This is a genomic window from Streptomyces africanus (assembly GCF_002150735.1).
GTDB classification, from domain to species: Bacteria; Actinomycetota; Actinomycetes; order Streptomycetales; family Streptomycetaceae; genus Streptomyces; species Streptomyces africanus.
The window spans coordinates 1-15,431 of sequence record NZ_MUKA01000055.1; the positions used below are offsets into that span (position 1 = coordinate 1).

Genomic DNA, 15,431 nt, shown 5'->3' on the forward strand with positions numbered 1-15,431 from the left:
TGCTCGACATCCGGCAGCGTCAGCATGGTCAGTTGGGCCGACCGGGCCCGCGCCCGGGGCTCGGGATCGGCGAGGAGCTTGCGGCAGACGTCGGCGATGCCGGCCGCGCTGCGGTCCGCGATGTGCCGGCCCAGGCCCAGTTCCTCCACGCGCTCCGCGTTGGCGGGCTGGTCCCCGAAGTGCGGCAGGACCGCCAGCGGCGTGCCCGTGCGCATGGCCTCGCGGATGCTGTTGAAGCCGCCGTGGGTGATGAACAGGTCGACCGACTCCAGCAGCAGCGGCTGCGGCACGCGCTCGGCGACGCGGACGTGCCCGGGCAGCCCCTCGGTGTCCACCGCGAGTCCGGACGTCGACACGATCACCGTGCAGTCGTCCAGTTCGGCCGCCGCCCGCACGATCGCCCTGAGGCTCTCGGTGGCGTCCGGCAGCTTCACGGGCAGAGGCGTTTCCCCGTCCTGCATGCGCGCACGCATCGTCGGCAGGGCGGTACCGATCGCGGCGTACACCAGCGGCCGGTCCGTGGGCAGTGCGGCGGCCCACTCCGGCAGCACCATGCCGCGCTCGACGTCCACCGTCTGCCGGTACGCCCAGGTCTGGGGCAGGTGCCGGGCGAACGAGAAGGCGGGCGGTACGTAGTCGACGCGGCCGTGCGGCACGAGGGACAGCGGGTCGTCCCGTACGGGCAGTCCCAGCTCCTCGCGCCGCTCGTTCAGCTGCGGCAGCACCTCGGCGGGGTCCAGGAGGTTGCTGAACCCGGAAGGCGTCGGCAACTGCGGCACGCCGAGTACTTCGGCGGTGAGCACCGCGCCCATGTCCATGCCGTCGCGCAGGATCACATCGGGCCGGAACTCCCGGGCGAGGGGGAGCAGGACGTCCAGGTGCGGCTTGATCCCCGGCCCGGCGACGTTGCGCATCAGCAGCCGTGCCAGCGCGTCCGTCGGCTCCGTCAGGTCGGGGGTGTCGCCGAGTTCGGCGAGGTACGGGCCCATCGCGGCGAGCGGATCGAACTCCGGTAAAGAGGCCTTCACCTGTACGTCGTCGTCGCGGAAGACGGGGACGAGGGCCTCGGTGGTGACCACCAGCACCTGATGCCCGGCCCTGGCGAGGGCGCGCAGCAGGGGCAGCTGAGCGCGCCCGTGGGAGGGACTGCCGAGCGTGGTGCACAGAACCCGCATGGCGTGAGCCTTTCTCTCTGATTCTTCTCGGACGTGTCTTCTCGGGCTTGTCTTCGTCTGCACAGGCGGACAGGAGATGTCATGCCACCCGCGTCGGTGCCTGCGCGCGCCCGATGCCCTGCCAGTTCAGCCCGGCCCGCGCGAGCCGGTCCGCGTCGAGCAGGTTGCGGAAGTCGTGGACCTCCTGGCCGGACATCCGCGCGGCGATCGCGGCCCAGTCGAGGTCGCGCAGCTCCGGCCACTCGGTGAGGACGAGGCAGGCCGCCGCGCCCTCCGCCGCCCGCACCGGGTCGTCGACGAGGTCGACCAGATCGCTCAGATCGGGCCGCTCCTCGCGCAACGCCGGGTCGTACCCCGTGAGTTCGGCGCCGCGTTCGCGCAGCAGCCGGGCGACGGACAGCGCGGGCGAGTCGCGCAGATCGGAGGTTCCGGCCTTGAAGGTCAGGCCGTACAGGGCGAGTCGTACGCCGTGCAGCGAGCCGTCCGCGTCGCGCCCGCAGGCCGCGGCGATCCGGTCGACGAGCTGCCGCTGGTGGGTGACGTTGGTCTCGATCGTGGCGCGCAGCAGGGGGAAGTCGACCCCGGCCAGTTCGCACACGGTCAGCAGGGCGTGGGTGTCCTTGGGCAGACAGGAGCCGCCCCAGCCGGGCCCGGGCCGCAGGAACGCGGAGCCGATGCGCGGGTCCCGGCCGATGCCCTCGGTGACATCGTTGATGTCGGCGCCGAAGCGGTCGCAGACCGTGGCCAGGTTGTTGGCGAAGGACAGCTTCATCGCGAGGAAGAAGTTCGCCGCGTACTTGGTCAGTTCGGCACTGGCGGGGTCGGTGAGCACCAGCGGCGCGTCCAGTCCGGCGTAGAGGTCGGCCACGCGCCGGGCGGCGTCCCGGTCCGCGGCGCCGATGACGATCCGGTCGGGATGCAGGAAGTCCTGGACGGCGCGGCCCTCGCGCAGGAACTCCGGGTTGCTCACCACGGCCACGTCGTCCCGGCCGAGCAGCGCGGCGACACGCTCGCACGTTCCGACGGGCACGGTCGACTTGTTGACGACGACACAGCCGGGCGGCAGGACGTCGCGGATCTGCCCGGCGACGGCCTCCACGGCGGCGAGATCGGCGGCGCCGCCCGCTCCCATGGGCGTCGGCAGGCACAGGAACACGACCTCGGCCTCGGCGACGGCGGCCGCTGTGTCGCCGGTGAAGTCGAGCCGGTCCGCGTCCAGGGCGTCCCGGACGGTCTCGGGCAGACCGGGCTCCAGGATGTCCACCCGGGCCTCACGCAGTCGTTCGACCTTGTGCGGGTCGGCGTCCGCGCACACCACACGGTGCCCGAGGGAGGCCAGACAGGCGCCGGTCGTCAGCCCGACGTAGCCGGTGCCGATCACGGTGACGCGTCGAGCAGGCACAGAGGATCACCTTTTCCGGTCGGTGGGGGTGCCCGCGTGCGACGGGTCGAAGGGCGCGCGAGGGCGCGCTCGATCGCGTCGTACGGGCGGACCTGGAAGGGCCGACTCCGTCGTACGGCCCGGGCACGGCGAGGACTCAAGTCATCAATCGTTGACCCGAGTCAGGTATCGCACGCGGCGAGAACGTAAGTCAACGATTGATGACATCGGTCGGTGACTTTGAGACAGGCGCCGCAGACTGGAACATGGGCGGATGGCCAGAGGGCCGTGGACCACGGAGGTGCGGTACGTGACCGGAGTACACAACGGCGAGGCGGCCGAGGCGGTGGCCCGTCGGCCCGCCCACAAACGCTCGGCCTCGGCAACGCGTACCGCGCTGCGGGCCGCCGCGGCCTTCCGGTTCGGCAAGTACGGCTACGAGGGCACCAGTGTGCGCGACATCGCGGGCGACGTCGGCGTGGACGCCGCCCTCGTCTACCGCTACTTCGGCTCGAAAGAAGCGCTGTTCAACGACGTTTCGGGGACCGGCAAGATGTTCGAGCCGCTGCTGGACGAGCCGGTCGAGGCGATCCCCGACTGGTTCTGCGCGCTGCTCATGGGGCCGCCGCGCGAGGGCGATTTCCCGCATCCGGTGCTGTCCGTGCTGCGCTCTTCCGGCCGCGACGAGGCGGTGGCGCGGCTGCGGGCGGACTTCACGGACGTGTTCTCCCACCGTCTGGCCGCCCGCCTCGACGGCCCCGACGCCGACCTGAGGGCGGAACTCCTGGCGGCCTGGATGCTCGGCACCAGTCTGATGCGCACGGAGATACGCCCACCCGCCCTGGCCTCGGCGCCGGACGCCACGCTGGAGCGGTACCTGCGCGCGGGCATCGAGGTCCTGCTGGGACCGGCACCCGAAGACGGCGACGGGACGGCCGGGGGCGAGGAGCGCACCGCCGGCGACGACTGACCTGAGACGGCTCTCTCACCTGCGTCTGACACAGACCGGGCAGCGACAACCGGAGCGCCGGGCGTGGGAGGGGCGTCGTGGACGGACCGAAGGCTCCGCCCACGACGCCCCGTCAGCGGCGTGCGACGGTCGGCTCGGAGGTCACCGTGGAGGTGAACGCAACCCGGCCCGCCTGGGCGGCGCTCACTTTGACGCGGTTCCTGCCCCACGCGTCCGGCTCGGCGGGCTCCGCCGTGATCAGGCAGGGCTGGTCGAACTCGACGTAGCGCAGGAAGGTCGTGTCGAAGCAGACGGCCGTGGAGGACCGGGACATGAACCGCGCGTGCGCGGCCTGCCCGGCCGCCTCGAGGAGTACCATGCCCGGCACGTGGTCGTGTGGGTGGTCGAACAGCACGGTGTGACTGGTGTCGAGCCGGAGCGTCCAGGTATGGGGTGTGTCCGTGGGCGTCAGCACGACGTCCTTCACCGCTTTGACGCCGACGCGCGAGGGCGGCGCCGGCGGGGTGAGCGGCAGCGCTCGGGCGAAAGCCTCGCGTGCGTCGGCGTATTCGCCGCGCAGCCGGTCGTAGATCGCCGGGGGGTGGGTGGTGTACTTCAGCTCGGCGGTGGCGAGATGGGCGCCGTCGCGCAGGACCCCGACCCGCGCGGACAGGTGGGCGGAGCCGAGCCGGCGCCTGGTCACGCCGGTGTGCGTGATCAGCAGCTCGATCTCGGCGGGCTCGCCACCCACCGCCAGAGCGCGGGGATCCATGTCGCAGCGGACGCTTTCCCAGCCGAGCCGGTGGTTCAGCGGTATCTCGTGCGTGGTGTGGGTCAGCAGGGCGAGTGCCTGGCGGATGGTCTCCGTGACGAGGAGTGGGGAGTAGTGCCTGCCCCTCACGTAGAAGTGGTGCTCGACCGGCCAGCGCCCGGTGACCGCCTGCGTGGCGTGGCAGCCCTGGTCCCACGAGGCGATGAGGGCCTCGTTCCGCATCGTTTTGCGTACCAGCAGCCCGGTCAGCTCCTCGGGCGTGCCGGCGGCCGTGTCGATCTTGCCGGTGGTGTCAGTTGCCATACGTCTGCGCTCCCCAGGAACGACGTGTCGGGCAGGTGACAGGCTGTGAAGTCTTGCGGGACCCGCGGTGGTGCATAAAATAAAGAACGGTTTTCTTTTTGTCGAGTCTTTACGAGGCGATACATGGGTTCCCGGGCTGTGAAGCAGGAGAGGGCCGTCCGCACACGTGCGGCTCTGATACACGCGGCCGCCGAGGTCTTCGCGGAGTCCGGCTTCTCCGGGGCCAGCGTCACCCAGATCGCCGAGCGGGCGGGTCTGACGCTCGGCGCCATGTACTTCCACTTCCGGTCGAAGGAGATGCTGGCGCGCGAGATCGTCGCCAGCCAACCCGAGCTGGTCGTACCGCCGTTGGAGTCCGAGGGGCTGCAGCGCGCCGTCGACCTGACGCTCACCTGGGCGTACCGGCTGCGTGACGACCCCGTCCTGCTCGCCGGGGCGCGTCTGGTCATGGACCAGGAACTGTTCCTGGAACGGAGCGAGAACTCCCACAAGCAGTGGACGAAGGTGCTCAAGGAGGAGTTCGAGGTGGCCCGCCGCAGACGCGAACTGCGGGCCGGGGCGGACCCGGAGGGGTTGGCCAGACTCCTGGTCAACGCGTGCACGGGCGCCCAGCTGCACGCCCGTCTGGAAAGCGACCACCTCGACCTGCCCTACCGGGTGGAGGAGATCTGGCGGTTCCTGCTCCCCTCGGTGGCCACTCCCAGCGCCGCGCAGCGGGTCGAGTTCGGCGAGGCGAGGGGGAAGCCGCAGTGAGCGCGCGCGACGAGGCGCCCCGGGTCGTGGTGACGGGCGCCACCGGAGCGGTGGGCCGGCACGTGACCCGAGCGCTGGCCCGGCGAGGACCGGTGCGGTCCCTGGTGCGTGACGCGTCCAGGGCCCGGCGACTGGAACTGCCCGGTGAGACGGTGGTCGGCGACTATCGCGACGGGCCCGCCCTGAAGCGCGCCTTGGCCGGGGCCGACGCGGTCTTCGTGGTCACGGCGAACCCGCTGCGCCCGCAGGACGACGCGCAGATCCTCGACGCGGCCCGGGCCGCCGGTGTGCGCAAGGCGGTCAAGCTGTCCTGGCTGGCGGTGGCCGACCCGTCCGCGAACGACCTCATCGCCCGCTGGAACCGACAGAGCGAGCAGATGCTGCGCACCTCGGGCCTGGCCTGGACGGTGCTGCGGATGCGCACGCCGATGTCCAACACCTTGTCCTGGGCCTCGTCGATCCGCGAGGAGTCGGTTGTCCGAGCCCTGGACGGGAACGCGCGCACCGCGTGCGTCGACCCCCGGGACGTGGCCGAGGTCGCGGTGCGGGCCCTGACCGAGGCGGGGCACGAAGGAGTGACCTACGCGTTGACCGGCCCGGAGCCGATCGGCGCGCGCGAGCAGACCGAGATCCTCGCCCGGGTGGTGGGGAGGCCGCTCGCGTTCGAGGAACTCACCGCGGAGCAGGCCCTGGAGCGTTGGTCCGCGCGTCTGCCCGGCGCCGTGGCCGAGGCCCTGCTCGAGGCGGCGCAGCGGCGACGGGCGGGAGACTCGTCCGAGGTCGGCGACGACCTCGGACGACTGATCGGAAGACCGCCCGCGACGTTCGCGTCCTGGGCGGCCGACCACGCGGCGGCGTTCAGCTGACCGCCGGCCCGGCCTGCGGTCAGCGTGCCGCAGGCCGGGCCGACCCGGTGCCGCCGCGCACGGCACCGCCGGGCCGAGGCGGCCGACGACACGAGAGCAGGGGGACACATGGTGGACGACGTGGGCGGTCAGGGGCTGCTGCGAGGGAAGACCGTCATGGTGACCGGCGCGTCCAGCGGCATAGGGAGGGCCGCCGCACGGTTCTTCGCCGCTCAGGGGGCGTCGGTGGTCATGATGGCCCGGCGCGAGGGACACCTGAGGACGCTGGCCGGCGAGATCGCGGACGACGGGGGCCGGGTGGCGGTGGCCGTGGGCGACGTGACCCGCCCGGACGACGTGCGACGGGCCGTCACCACGGCCGTCGACGTCTTCGGCGGCCTGGACGCCGCCTTCAACAACGCCGGTTGGGGCACGCTCGGGACCGCGCTGCACGAAACCGACGACGCCCTCTACGACCAGATCATGGACGTCAACGTGCGGGGCGTGTGGAACTGCCTCAAGCAGCAGATTCCGGTCATGCTGGAACAGGAGTCGGGCGGTTCGATCGTCAACACCTGCAGCACCGCGGGCGCGTTCGCCACGGGTGTGCTGGCTCCGTATGTGGCCGCCAAACACGCGGTGCTCGGCTTGACGCGGGCGGCCGCCGCGGAGTACGGCGCACGCGGGATCCGGGTCAACGCCCTGATGGTGGGAACCACCCGCACCGAACTGATCGAGCAGGCACTGGAGAAGGTCCCGGAGCTGGAGTCCGCCGCGGGGGCGCGGGCCGTCATCAAACGGATGGCCGATCCCCTGGAGGTGGCGCGGGCCGCGGGCTGGCTGTGCAGTGACCAGTCGTCCTTCGTCACCGGAGGCGCGGTTCCCGTGGACGGCGGGTGCAGCGCGGTCTGATTCCCGGCCGCCGGGGCCGCCGCGGCGGACGCCCGCTCACCGTCCGGTCAGCCGGAACGGCTGGGGCGGGGGATGGCGCGGCGTTCACCGGCCCTGCCGGAACCGGTGCCCGGGGCGGCGCTCACGCCCTTCAGGACGAGCCGCCACACGTCGGAGAACTGCCCGATGACGTCCTGAGCCGGGGTGCCGCAGGTGAGGACGTGCTCCCTGACGGTGGTCTCGGCTCCCCGCACCAGCAGCAGGCACAGCGTGGCGACGGCTGCCGGGTCCACACCGCCGCCCGGTTCCTGGAGCGATGCGGACCGCAGCCGTTCGCGCAGCACGGGCTCCCACAACTCGGTCCAGGCGTCCGGCTGTTCGGCCCTGCGCTCGCGAGCCAGCCGTGCGGCGGCCCGGACCCGCGCCTCGTCCTCGAGCAGCACCACGAGGGCCAGGGTGAGGGCCACGGCGGCCTGCAGGGCCGGCTCCCCGGCTCCGACCATCCGCTGCACCACTGCCCGGGTGATCTCCTCGCCCTCCGCGCACACCGCCTCGGCCAGCTCCTGCTCGCTGGCGAAGTGAAAGGTGAGGGCGCCCATGGAGACGCCCGCGGTACGGCTGATCCGGGTCAGGGACGCGCCGTCGTACCCCTTGCGGTCGAACTCCGTCGCGGCCGCCTGTACCAGGGCCTGACGCGTCCGGGCGGCTCGTGCCTGTTTCACCGAGGACCCTTCCTTACCCGCGTACGACGGCTGTCCGTTGCCGTCGGCGTGCCACACCCTCCGTAGTCACTACCACTTTACGGAGCGTCGGCCGTGAGGTCGCGGGGTCCGACTTACAAAAAAACAAAAAGCACACTACTATTTTGCCATCCGTTGGTGCTGATGAAGCCGGTGCGGTGGAATCCACGGTCACCGCGCAAGGGGGTCGACATGGACATCAAGGTGTTGGGGGCACTGGTCGTCATGGAGGGCGCAATGCCCATCGCCCCCGCGGCGGCCGAGCCGCGGCAGGTGCTGGCGCTGCTGGCGGTGTTCGCCGGCCGTGTCGTGCCGAGCGGGTTGCTGGTCGAGGACCTCTGGCCCGACCGGCCGCCCCACCAGGCCAAGGCCATGCTGCAGTCCTACGTCGGCGAGTTGCGCGAGCGGACCGCCACCGCCCTGCGCAGCCGTGAGCGGAGGGCCTCGGAGCGGGGCCGTTGCGAGCGGCAGGCCGCCGACATCCTGGCCGACTTGCCCGGCGGGTACCAGCTCCGTGGCGACGGGGCCACCAGCGACGCCTGGGAGTTCGAGCGGGCCGCCGGAGCCGGCTACCGCGCCCTGGCCGCCGGGGACCTGCTCACCGGGGCCCGGCGCCTGCGGGAGGCCCTCGGGCTGTGGCGGGGCGAGCCGTTCGCGGACATCGCGCCCGGACCGCATCTCGCCGCGCAGATCGACCGCCTGCGGCAGTCCCGGGACCGGGCGTTCGGCCGGTGGGTCGAGGCGGAACTGCGCCTGGGCCGCTACCGGGAGCTGGCAGCCGATCTGCCGTGTGTGCAGGTGCCCGGCCGAGTGCGCGACCAGCTGCCCGCCGCCCTGGAGCGGTGCACGGACCAGTGGGAAGCCCTCGCGGCCTACCAGCGGTTGACCCAGCCGTCGTCGGCGTCCCGCTTCGTCCTCACCGCCCGGGCACCGGGGCCCGGGATGCGCCCGCTCGGGCGGGCCGTGCCGGACCCGCGTGTCCGTCCGGCGGTGGTCGCGCGCTACGGCACGGTGGGCAAGTCCCGCTCCGTGGCGCTCAGCAGGTCCTGACCCACCGTCACCGGCGCGCGCCCGCAGTAATGGCCCGAGGGGGGCCCGACGATCGCCGTCGGGCCCCCCTCGGGCACTTCGGCGTGCCTGCCGTCACCCCACCCGTCCCGGGCGGGTACCGGCAGAGCGAGCCAGTCGGTCCGGCGCGTGACGTGATGGACTTCGCGCCACTTGACGTAGTCCGGGCCGGCGCGTTGGGCCCACCGGTGTCCGTTCCACAGAATCGTCGGGACAACCTGCCGTCGCGAGAAGTTCCGCCATGACCCGAGTTCCCGCCCCCTGTCCGTCCCCCAGCGTCCCCTCCCGGGCCGCCGGGCGACCGCCGGTGCCTCCTGACGTGCGAGCGCACGGCTCCCCGGCGACCGCCGCCCGACGAAGGCCCGCCGGACGGCCGGGCGGTGCGTGCGGACGGGCGGGAAGCGCTCCGCGCGACGCGGGTCCCGCCGTCGACTCCCGCCCCGCGCCCGGGGTGCCCGGTCCACGTCCGACGAGAGGATCTCCATGGCCGGTCTGCCGTCCATCGACATGTCCAACCAGGGCGTCCAGCGGGAGACCGACCTGTTCGGCGGGCGCGAACACGTCGGTGTACACAACACGTTCGCCGCGCACTGCCCCACGGACGAGTTCGACGCCCCCGACGGCACGGTCGTGGAGGTCGGCCGTGACGCGCGGACGGGCGAGGTGCACGCCCTGCGCGCCCGGAACTTCGTCTCGATGCAGTTCCACGCGGAGTCCCTGCTCACCCGAGGCGGACCGCGCATCGTGGCCGCCCGACTGAACGAACTCGCCAAGGGGATGTGCCTCATGTGACGACCACGCGCCGGCCATGTCCGGGCGGATGCGGCACCGTACCCGCCCGGCCCCCGGCAGTAGTTCCGTCGCCGTGACGGCTCATCCCGCCGGCTTCCTTCGACGCGGAGGTCCGAGCGCACATGGACACCCAGCACAGCAGGACAGCGGCCGGCCGGACGGTTCCGGCGGGCCGCGGCGGCCCCGACCGCGGCGTGAGGGACGCTGCGGCGGTTGTCGCACACGCCCGTCCCGGGCCCACGGCCGGGACCGACCGGCCCCCGGTCCGGGCCGCGGGCCGGGAGGCTCGGGGCGCGCTGCTCCCGGCGGTCCCCGCGGGAGCCCCGCCCGGCCGCCGGGAGCGGCCCACGCCACCGCACGCGGGCGACGCCGACGCTCCGGCCGACGGTGCCGCCCGCGGAGGCTACGTCCTCGCCGAGGCCGACGGCGGCACCCCCGAGGTCGTCCTCGTCGCCACCGGGAGGGAGGTGCACATCGCCCTGGGGGCGCGGGAGATCCTCCAGCGGGAGGGCACCGCGACCCGCGTGGTGTCGATGCTGAGCGCCGAGGTGTTCCGGACCCAGGGCAGGGAGTACCGCGACTCGGTGCTGCCGCCCGGCGCGGGGGTCCGGGTGTCCGTGTCGGCGGGCCTCGCGCTGGGCTGGTACGCGATGCTCGCCGCGGGGGGAGAGGCGGTCGGTCTCGGACAGTTCGCAGAGCGCAGCGCCTACCGCGCGCTCCGGCAGCAGCCCGGTTTCACCCCGGAACGCGTGGCCGCCGCCGCGCGGGCCCGGCTGCGCGGGGCCCGGTGAGCGGCGTGGGGGCCGCACCGCGCCGCGCCCGTGCAAGTTTGCATGGACCTGACAAAGCGCCTGGTTCCGCATTGTCCCGCCCGGAGAACGCAGGGAGTATGCGGACGGCGGGGAAGACAGCCGGCCGTCGGTGCCCCCCTCCACCGGCTGTCTTCCCCCGCTCGATCCCCCTGCGCCGCGCGGCGGTACGAGGAACCCGGTCGCCGGTATCCGCCGGCCCGGGGCCGTGCCCCGCGCCGGCCGAGGGGGGCCCGGCCGCACATCACGACCGTGCCCCCGGCCCCCCGGGCGCGCGCCGAGGGTCAACGCGCTCCCGCACCGGCCCGCGCCTGCGGCTGCCGGTCGGCAAGCGGCGTCCGGCCCCTGGGGAAGGCGCCCCCCGTCAGCGCCAGCAGCGGCCGGGACTTGACCACCGTCTCCTCGAACTCGCCCTCCGGAGAGGACAGAGCGATCACCGCACCGCCCACGCCGTAGCGGAGCCGGCCGGGAGTGAGCACCGCCGTTCGGATGACCACGCTGAGGTCGGCCGCGCCCGACAGCGAGAAGTAGCCGATCGCCCCCGAATACACCCCGCGCGGCCCGGCCTCCAGCTCGTCGATGATCTCCATGGTGCGAATCTTCGGCGCGCCCGTCATCGAACCCGGCGGGAAGGCGGCCCGCACGCAGTCCACGGGGGAGCGGTCCTCGCGCAGCCGCGCACGCACCGTGCTGACCAGCTGGTGGACCGTCTCGTAGGTCTCGACCCGGAAGATCTCGTCGGCCTCCACCGACCCGATCTCCGCGCACCGGCCGAGGTCGTTGCGGACCAGGTCCACGATCATGAGGTTCTCCGCCCGGTCCTTCTCGTCCGTCAGCAACTCCGCCACCAGAGCCGCATCCTGCTCCGGCGTGGCCCCGCGCGGCCTGGTCCCCTTGATCGGCTTCGACTCCACCCGACGGTCCGCGCCGACCCGAAGGAACCGCTCGGGGGAGGTGCTGAGCACCGACAGTTCACCGAAGGTGAGCAGCGCCCCGAAAGGCGCGGGGCTGACCCGGCGCAGCAGCCGGTAACTCGCCCAAGGATCGAAGACGCCCCGCGCCTCGGCCATGTTGGTCAGGCACACCTCGTAGCTCTCGCCCGCGGCGATCTCCCGCATCGCCGCGTCGATCTTGCGCAGGTACTCCTCCCGGCAGTGCCGCAGGGTGAGTTCCGCACCAGGGACCGTCGTCGGCGGCGCGGCCTGCGGACGACCCGACAGCCGGTCCAGGCGCCGGGCGGTGTCCCGCATCCAGCGGCGCGCGGCTTCACGGTCGTCCCCCTCCACGAGCGCGAGGAGATACGTGGTGCGCGTGGCGTGGTCGAACACCACGCCACGGTCGGCGAAGACCATCACCGCGTCCGGCTCGGATGCCCGGTGCACCGCGCTGCCGCCGCACTCGGCCTTGAGCTCGTAGCCGAGATAACCGACCCAGCCGAGGGCGAAGTCGAAGGGCAGCTCCGGCACCGTCGTCCTCAGGGCGGCGAGGTCGCGGTCCAGCCACGTCAGGAAGTCCCCGGAGACCACCTCGGTGCCCGTCGCCGAGCGCACCGTGGTGGTGTTCGTCCACACGTCGGCCTCGGCGATCCGGGCCAGCGGCCCCGACGCGTCCCCCATGAAGGAGAAGCGGCCGAGCGCCCCGCGGGAGGAGCGGCCGGTGCTGCTGTCCAGCCAAAAGGCGTGCTCACTCGCGCCGAACAGCTCCGCGAAGACGGCCTCGTCGCTCCACCGGGTGTCCAACCGGTCGACGACGACGCGCAGTTCACGGACCGCGCGGCGCTCCTTCGCCGCCGCGGCCACCGGCGTGACCGGTTCCGTGACCCGCGCCTGATCCGGGTGCGCCGGGTGCTGCTCGTGCCACCGGCGGGCCAGATCCACGAAGTTGCGCAGCAGCTTCTTGCCGTGCCGCGTGAGGATCGACTCCGGGTGGAACTGCACCCCCCACATCGGCCGGTCGCTGTGCCGCAGCGCCATCAGGACACCGTCCGGCGTCCAGGCCGTACCCTCCACACCGTCGGGCAGGTCGGTCACGGCCAGCGAGTGGTAGCGCACCACCTCGAACGGCGAGGGTATGCCGCGGAACAGCTCGTCGCCGTGGTGCAGCACCGGCGACAGACGGCCGTGGCGGGGCTCCGGCGCCCGGACGACGGCCGCGCCGTGCGCCAGGGCAACGCCCTGATGCCCCAGGCAGATACCGAGCAGCGGGAGTTCGCAGCGCTCCACCAGTTCCCGGCAGATCCCGAAGTCGGCGGCGCGCTCCGGAGTGCCGGGGCCGGGGGACAGTACGACGGCGTCGACCTCGGCGAGCCGCCCGATGTGCCAGTCCGGGTCGTCATTGGGGATGACGACCGGCTCCTGACCGGTGATCCGGGCCAGGTAGTGGACGAGGTTGTGGGTGAACGAGTCGTAGTTGTCGACGAGCAGGATGCGCATGGTCTGTCCCGTTCTTCGTCATGGGGTCGGCAGAGGCGGACACGGCGTCCGCGCGGACGGATCCCGGTGGGTTCAGCCGGAGGTACGGACCGGCGGGGCGACCGCGGGACGAGGGCGGGCCCCGTCCGCCTCGGAGCCGGCCCGGACCGCGGACACCTTGATCAGCATGTGCTCGACCACGTCGTCGCCCTCCCGGACCCGCAGACTGCGCAGCACGTCCAGCTCGCGCCCGGTCTCGTCGGCCAGATCGCGCAGCCGGGCCAGATCGCCCCGGTTGCTGAAGTGCAGCAGGACCGAGCCGCCGGCGGTGGTCCACCGGGGCGCATCCCGCAGGTAGCGGCGGTGGGCGGCGTACCCCGCGTCGACGTAGGCGCGGTCGTGGATCGACTCGTAGTGGTGATCGGCCGGGGCCAGGACGAAGTTGGAGTGCCAGTACACCGTGTCGAAGCGCTGAGCCGGGTCGATCGCGTCGAACAGGTCGCTGTGCAGGGCGCGGACCCGGTCGCCGACGCCGTGCCGGAGCGCGTTGCGCGCGGCGTTGTCCACCGCGTGCGGGTTGATGTCCGTGGCGAGCACCCGGTCGCAGCCCGCCAGCGCCGCGCTCACGGCGATGATGCCGGTGCCGCAGCCGATCTCCAGGAACGATCCCTGCCGCGGGACCTGGGTCCCCTCCATGAAACCGAGCAGCTCCATGGCCGCGTCCGTCGACGGTGAGTACGGCGGGGCGAACACGTCCGGCAGCAGGTCCCACTCACGGCCCCGCATGGTGAAGCACCGCGGCCGGTCGCGGTCGGTGCGCGCCATGCGGCTGCGCTCGAGCGAACGTTCATGGCTACGGATCTGCAAGGTGAGCCTCCTTCCTGTGGCGGAGCCGTGCGGCCCCGCGTCGGCGGCACGAGCCTCGGACAGAGTGGTGCCCGGCAGGAAGGTGGTCCCGGAACACCGCGAAGGCGCCGCAGCGGTGCTCCCGGCACAGCGGTGCGCGAGCGGTCCAGCCCGACGTTGACGTGCCGAAGTCGCGCCAACTAGGTTCTGCCGCGCCGAGCCACGCTCGGCTCGACGAACGGGGGATGGAACATGTCGGGCTTTCATGTACCAGAGGATGATTCCGTACTCGCCGTACTCTCCCTCTTGGCGGAAGAGGCGCCGCCCAGCCGTTTAGAGGCGCTGCTGCAACGTGCCCGCCGCAGCGACCCGGACCCCGGGGAACTGGCCCGCCTCGAACGGGCGGTGCAGCTCGCCCGGGACGTCCACGCCTCCGTGGACCGCAGACAGCAGCGCGAGGCCGGGTACGCCGCACTCGTCGACACCGCGCGCGACCTGACGTTCCCGTACGACCTGGACACGCTGCTGAGCGTCATCACTCGACGGGTCAGGCTGCTGCTCCACTTCGACATGGCCTACGTCGCCCTGCGGGACGACGACGGCCGCATGGTCATCCACACCTCGGAGGGCGCCACCACCGCGCTCAACACCGGACTCAGCATCGAGGGCGGCAGCGGCCTCGGCCATCAGGCGCTGATATCCGGGGCCCCGCTGTGGACGGCCGACTACCTCAACGACGACTCCATCGCCCACGCCGACAGCATCGACCAGGTGGTCGAGGCCGAGGGGCTGCACGCGTTGATGGCCGTCCCGCTGCGCTGCGGCGACAGTGCGGTGGGCGTGCTCTACGGAGCCGACCGCAAGGTGCGGCACTACACGCCCGTCGAGATAGGCCTGATCTGCTCCCTCGCCGACCTCGCGGCCGTCGCGATCGAGAGGACCGGCGTGCTGCAACAGGCTCATGCGCAGCTGGCCGACCTCGAACTCGAGGGGTTCCGGGCGCGCTCGAGCCTGGCCCGCCTGGAGCAGCTCGGGGAGTCCTACAGCCGCATCATGAGCCTGCTCGTCGCGGGCGCCGACCTGACCACCGTGGCCAAGGCCGCCGGCGATGCACTGGACGGCACCCTGCACATGCGCGACCCGGCCGGCCGGGTCCTGGCCGCCGCAGGGGAGATGCCCGACCTGGACGAGGACGCGGTGGCCAGAGCCGTGCTGGCCGCGCACGCCCAGCGCGGGCCGGTGGAGGCCGACGACCGCACCTGGGTCGCTCCCGTCACCGCCGGCACGGAGGACCTCGGCGTCGTGGTGCTGCGGCCGGTCGCCCAGCTGGTGGGGCAGGACAGCTGGCTGCTGCAGACCACCGCGCAGGCGTTCGCGGTGCACCTGCTGATGCAGCGCAGCGCCGCCGCCGCCGAGGGACCGGTGCGCGACGAACTCCTCGACGAGCTGCTGGCCGTGTCCGCCACCGCGTCCCCACCGCACCAGACAGCGCAGCGGGCCCGCAGACTGGACATGGACCTGGAACAGCCACACGTCGTGGTCGTCGCCCGGCCCGAAGGCGGCGAGCAGGGCCGGGCCGTGGTGTGGGCCTCCTCCTACGCGTACCGGATGTCCGGGCTCAAGACCGTGCAGGGCGGCTGCATCGTCCTGCTGCTGCCCGGCACGGACGCCTCCGCCGCCGCCCGGGCCGTCGCCG

At 72.8% G+C, this 15,431-nt stretch carries 14 protein-coding genes; 8 read left to right on the plus strand and 6 right to left on the minus strand.

The features are described 5' to 3' along the window. Positions 1–1,175, minus strand: a 1,175-nt coding sequence (locus tag CCL05_RS07975; RefSeq protein ID WP_086559783.1) for a glycosyltransferase, incomplete at its 3' end; no start/stop codon positions are given. Between the two features lie 79 nt (positions 1,176–1,254). Next, a complete protein-coding gene (locus tag CCL05_RS07980) occupies positions 1,255–2,577 on the minus strand; it encodes a UDP-glucose dehydrogenase family protein (protein WP_167409530.1) in 1,323 nt (440 codons plus the stop codon). A 289-nt stretch (positions 2,578–2,866) separates the two neighbouring features. Here CCL05_RS07980 and CCL05_RS07985 point away from each other — a divergent pair, with 289 nt between their 5' ends. Then, complete coding sequence (locus tag CCL05_RS07985; protein ID WP_086559793.1) at positions 2,867–3,526, plus strand: TetR/AcrR family transcriptional regulator; 660 nt, start codon at positions 2,867–2,869, stop codon at positions 3,524–3,526. 112 nt (positions 3,527–3,638) lie between these two features. Here the strand turns inward: CCL05_RS07985 and CCL05_RS07990 are convergent, their stop codons facing one another. After that, entirely contained in the window at positions 3,639–4,580 is a 942-nt protein-coding gene (locus CCL05_RS07990; RefSeq protein WP_244204210.1) for a ScbA/BarX family gamma-butyrolactone biosynthesis protein, read from the minus strand. 123 nt (positions 4,581–4,703) lie between these two features. Here CCL05_RS07990 and CCL05_RS07995 point away from each other — a divergent pair, with 123 nt between their 5' ends. From CCL05_RS07995 to CCL05_RS08005, 3 genes are all read left to right on the plus strand, one after another. Beyond that, a complete protein-coding gene (locus tag CCL05_RS07995; RefSeq protein WP_086559785.1) occupies positions 4,704–5,333 on the plus strand; it encodes a ScbR family autoregulator-binding transcription factor in 630 nt (209 codons plus the stop codon). Then, a complete protein-coding gene (locus CCL05_RS08000; protein WP_086559786.1) occupies positions 5,330–6,199 on the plus strand; it encodes an NAD(P)H-binding protein in 870 nt (289 codons plus the stop codon). Before CCL05_RS07995 ends, CCL05_RS08000 begins: the two co-directional genes overlap by 4 nt. 108 nt (positions 6,200–6,307) lie before the next feature. Further along, positions 6,308–7,090, plus strand: coding sequence for an SDR family NAD(P)-dependent oxidoreductase (locus tag CCL05_RS08005; RefSeq protein ID WP_107400436.1), 783 nt, complete (start codon positions 6,308–6,310; stop codon positions 7,088–7,090). A 47-nt stretch (positions 7,091–7,137) separates the two neighbouring features. Here CCL05_RS08005 and CCL05_RS08010 read toward each other — a convergent pair whose 3' ends face one another. Next, the gene (locus CCL05_RS08010) at positions 7,138–7,791 is read right to left on the minus strand and encodes a TetR/AcrR family transcriptional regulator (protein WP_086559787.1); all 654 of its coding nucleotides are present in this window, start codon (positions 7,789–7,791) and stop codon (positions 7,138–7,140) included. A gap of 210 nt (positions 7,792–8,001) precedes the next feature. Between CCL05_RS08010 and CCL05_RS08015 the strand changes: the two genes are divergently transcribed. From CCL05_RS08015 to CCL05_RS08025, 3 genes are all read left to right on the plus strand, one after another. Continuing rightward, a complete protein-coding gene (locus CCL05_RS08015) occupies positions 8,002–8,859 on the plus strand; it encodes an AfsR/SARP family transcriptional regulator (RefSeq protein WP_107400437.1) in 858 nt (285 codons plus the stop codon). 501 nt (positions 8,860–9,360) lie between these two features. Beyond that, the gene (locus tag CCL05_RS08020) at positions 9,361–9,669 is read left to right on the plus strand and encodes a type 1 glutamine amidotransferase family protein (RefSeq protein ID WP_086559789.1); all 309 of its coding nucleotides are present in this window, start codon (positions 9,361–9,363) and stop codon (positions 9,667–9,669) included. Positions 9,670–9,791: 122 nt separating this feature from the next. Next, positions 9,792–10,460, plus strand: coding sequence for a transketolase-like TK C-terminal-containing protein (locus tag CCL05_RS08025; RefSeq protein ID WP_086559790.1), 669 nt, complete (start codon positions 9,792–9,794; stop codon positions 10,458–10,460). Positions 10,461–10,762: 302 nt separating this feature from the next. Here CCL05_RS08025 and pabB read toward each other — a convergent pair whose 3' ends face one another. Then, positions 10,763–12,910, minus strand: a complete 2,148-nt coding sequence (pabB, locus tag CCL05_RS08030; RefSeq protein ID WP_086559791.1) for an aminodeoxychorismate synthase component I — start codon at positions 12,908–12,910, stop codon at positions 10,763–10,765. Positions 12,911–12,982: 72 nt separating this feature from the next. Further along, a complete protein-coding gene (locus CCL05_RS08035) occupies positions 12,983–13,714 on the minus strand; it encodes a methyltransferase domain-containing protein (protein ID WP_086559792.1) in 732 nt (243 codons plus the stop codon). 327 nt (positions 13,715–14,041) lie between these two features. On the opposite strand from CCL05_RS08035, the gene CCL05_RS08040 reads away from it, so the two are divergent. After that, positions 14,042–15,431 (plus strand): GAF domain-containing protein (locus CCL05_RS08040; protein WP_244204211.1); only part of this gene is annotated, 1,390 nt, incomplete at its 3' end.

Excerpts from the sequence above, each read along its gene's own strand:
- CCL05_RS07990 (WP_244204210.1), bottom strand. The coding sequence starts at position 4,580 with ATGGCAACTGACACCACCGGCAAGATCGACACGGCCGCCGGCACGCCC.
- CCL05_RS07995 (WP_086559785.1), top strand. The coding sequence starts at position 4,704 with ATGGGTTCCCGGGCTGTGAAGCAGGAGAGGGCCGTCCGCACACGTGCG.
- CCL05_RS08005 (WP_107400436.1), top strand. The coding sequence starts at position 6,308 with ATGGTGGACGACGTGGGCGGTCAGGGGCTGCTGCGAGGGAAGACCGTC.
- CCL05_RS08015 (WP_107400437.1), top strand. The coding sequence starts at position 8,002 with ATGGACATCAAGGTGTTGGGGGCACTGGTCGTCATGGAGGGCGCAATG.
- CCL05_RS08020 (WP_086559789.1), top strand. The coding sequence starts at position 9,361 with ATGGCCGGTCTGCCGTCCATCGACATGTCCAACCAGGGCGTCCAGCGG.
- CCL05_RS08025 (WP_086559790.1), top strand. The coding sequence starts at position 9,792 with ATGGACACCCAGCACAGCAGGACAGCGGCCGGCCGGACGGTTCCGGCG.
- pabB (WP_086559791.1), bottom strand. The coding sequence starts at position 12,910 with ATGCGCATCCTGCTCGTCGACAACTACGACTCGTTCACCCACAACCTC.
- CCL05_RS08035 (WP_086559792.1), bottom strand. The coding sequence starts at position 13,714 with ATGGCGCGCACCGACCGCGACCGGCCGCGGTGCTTCACCATGCGGGGC.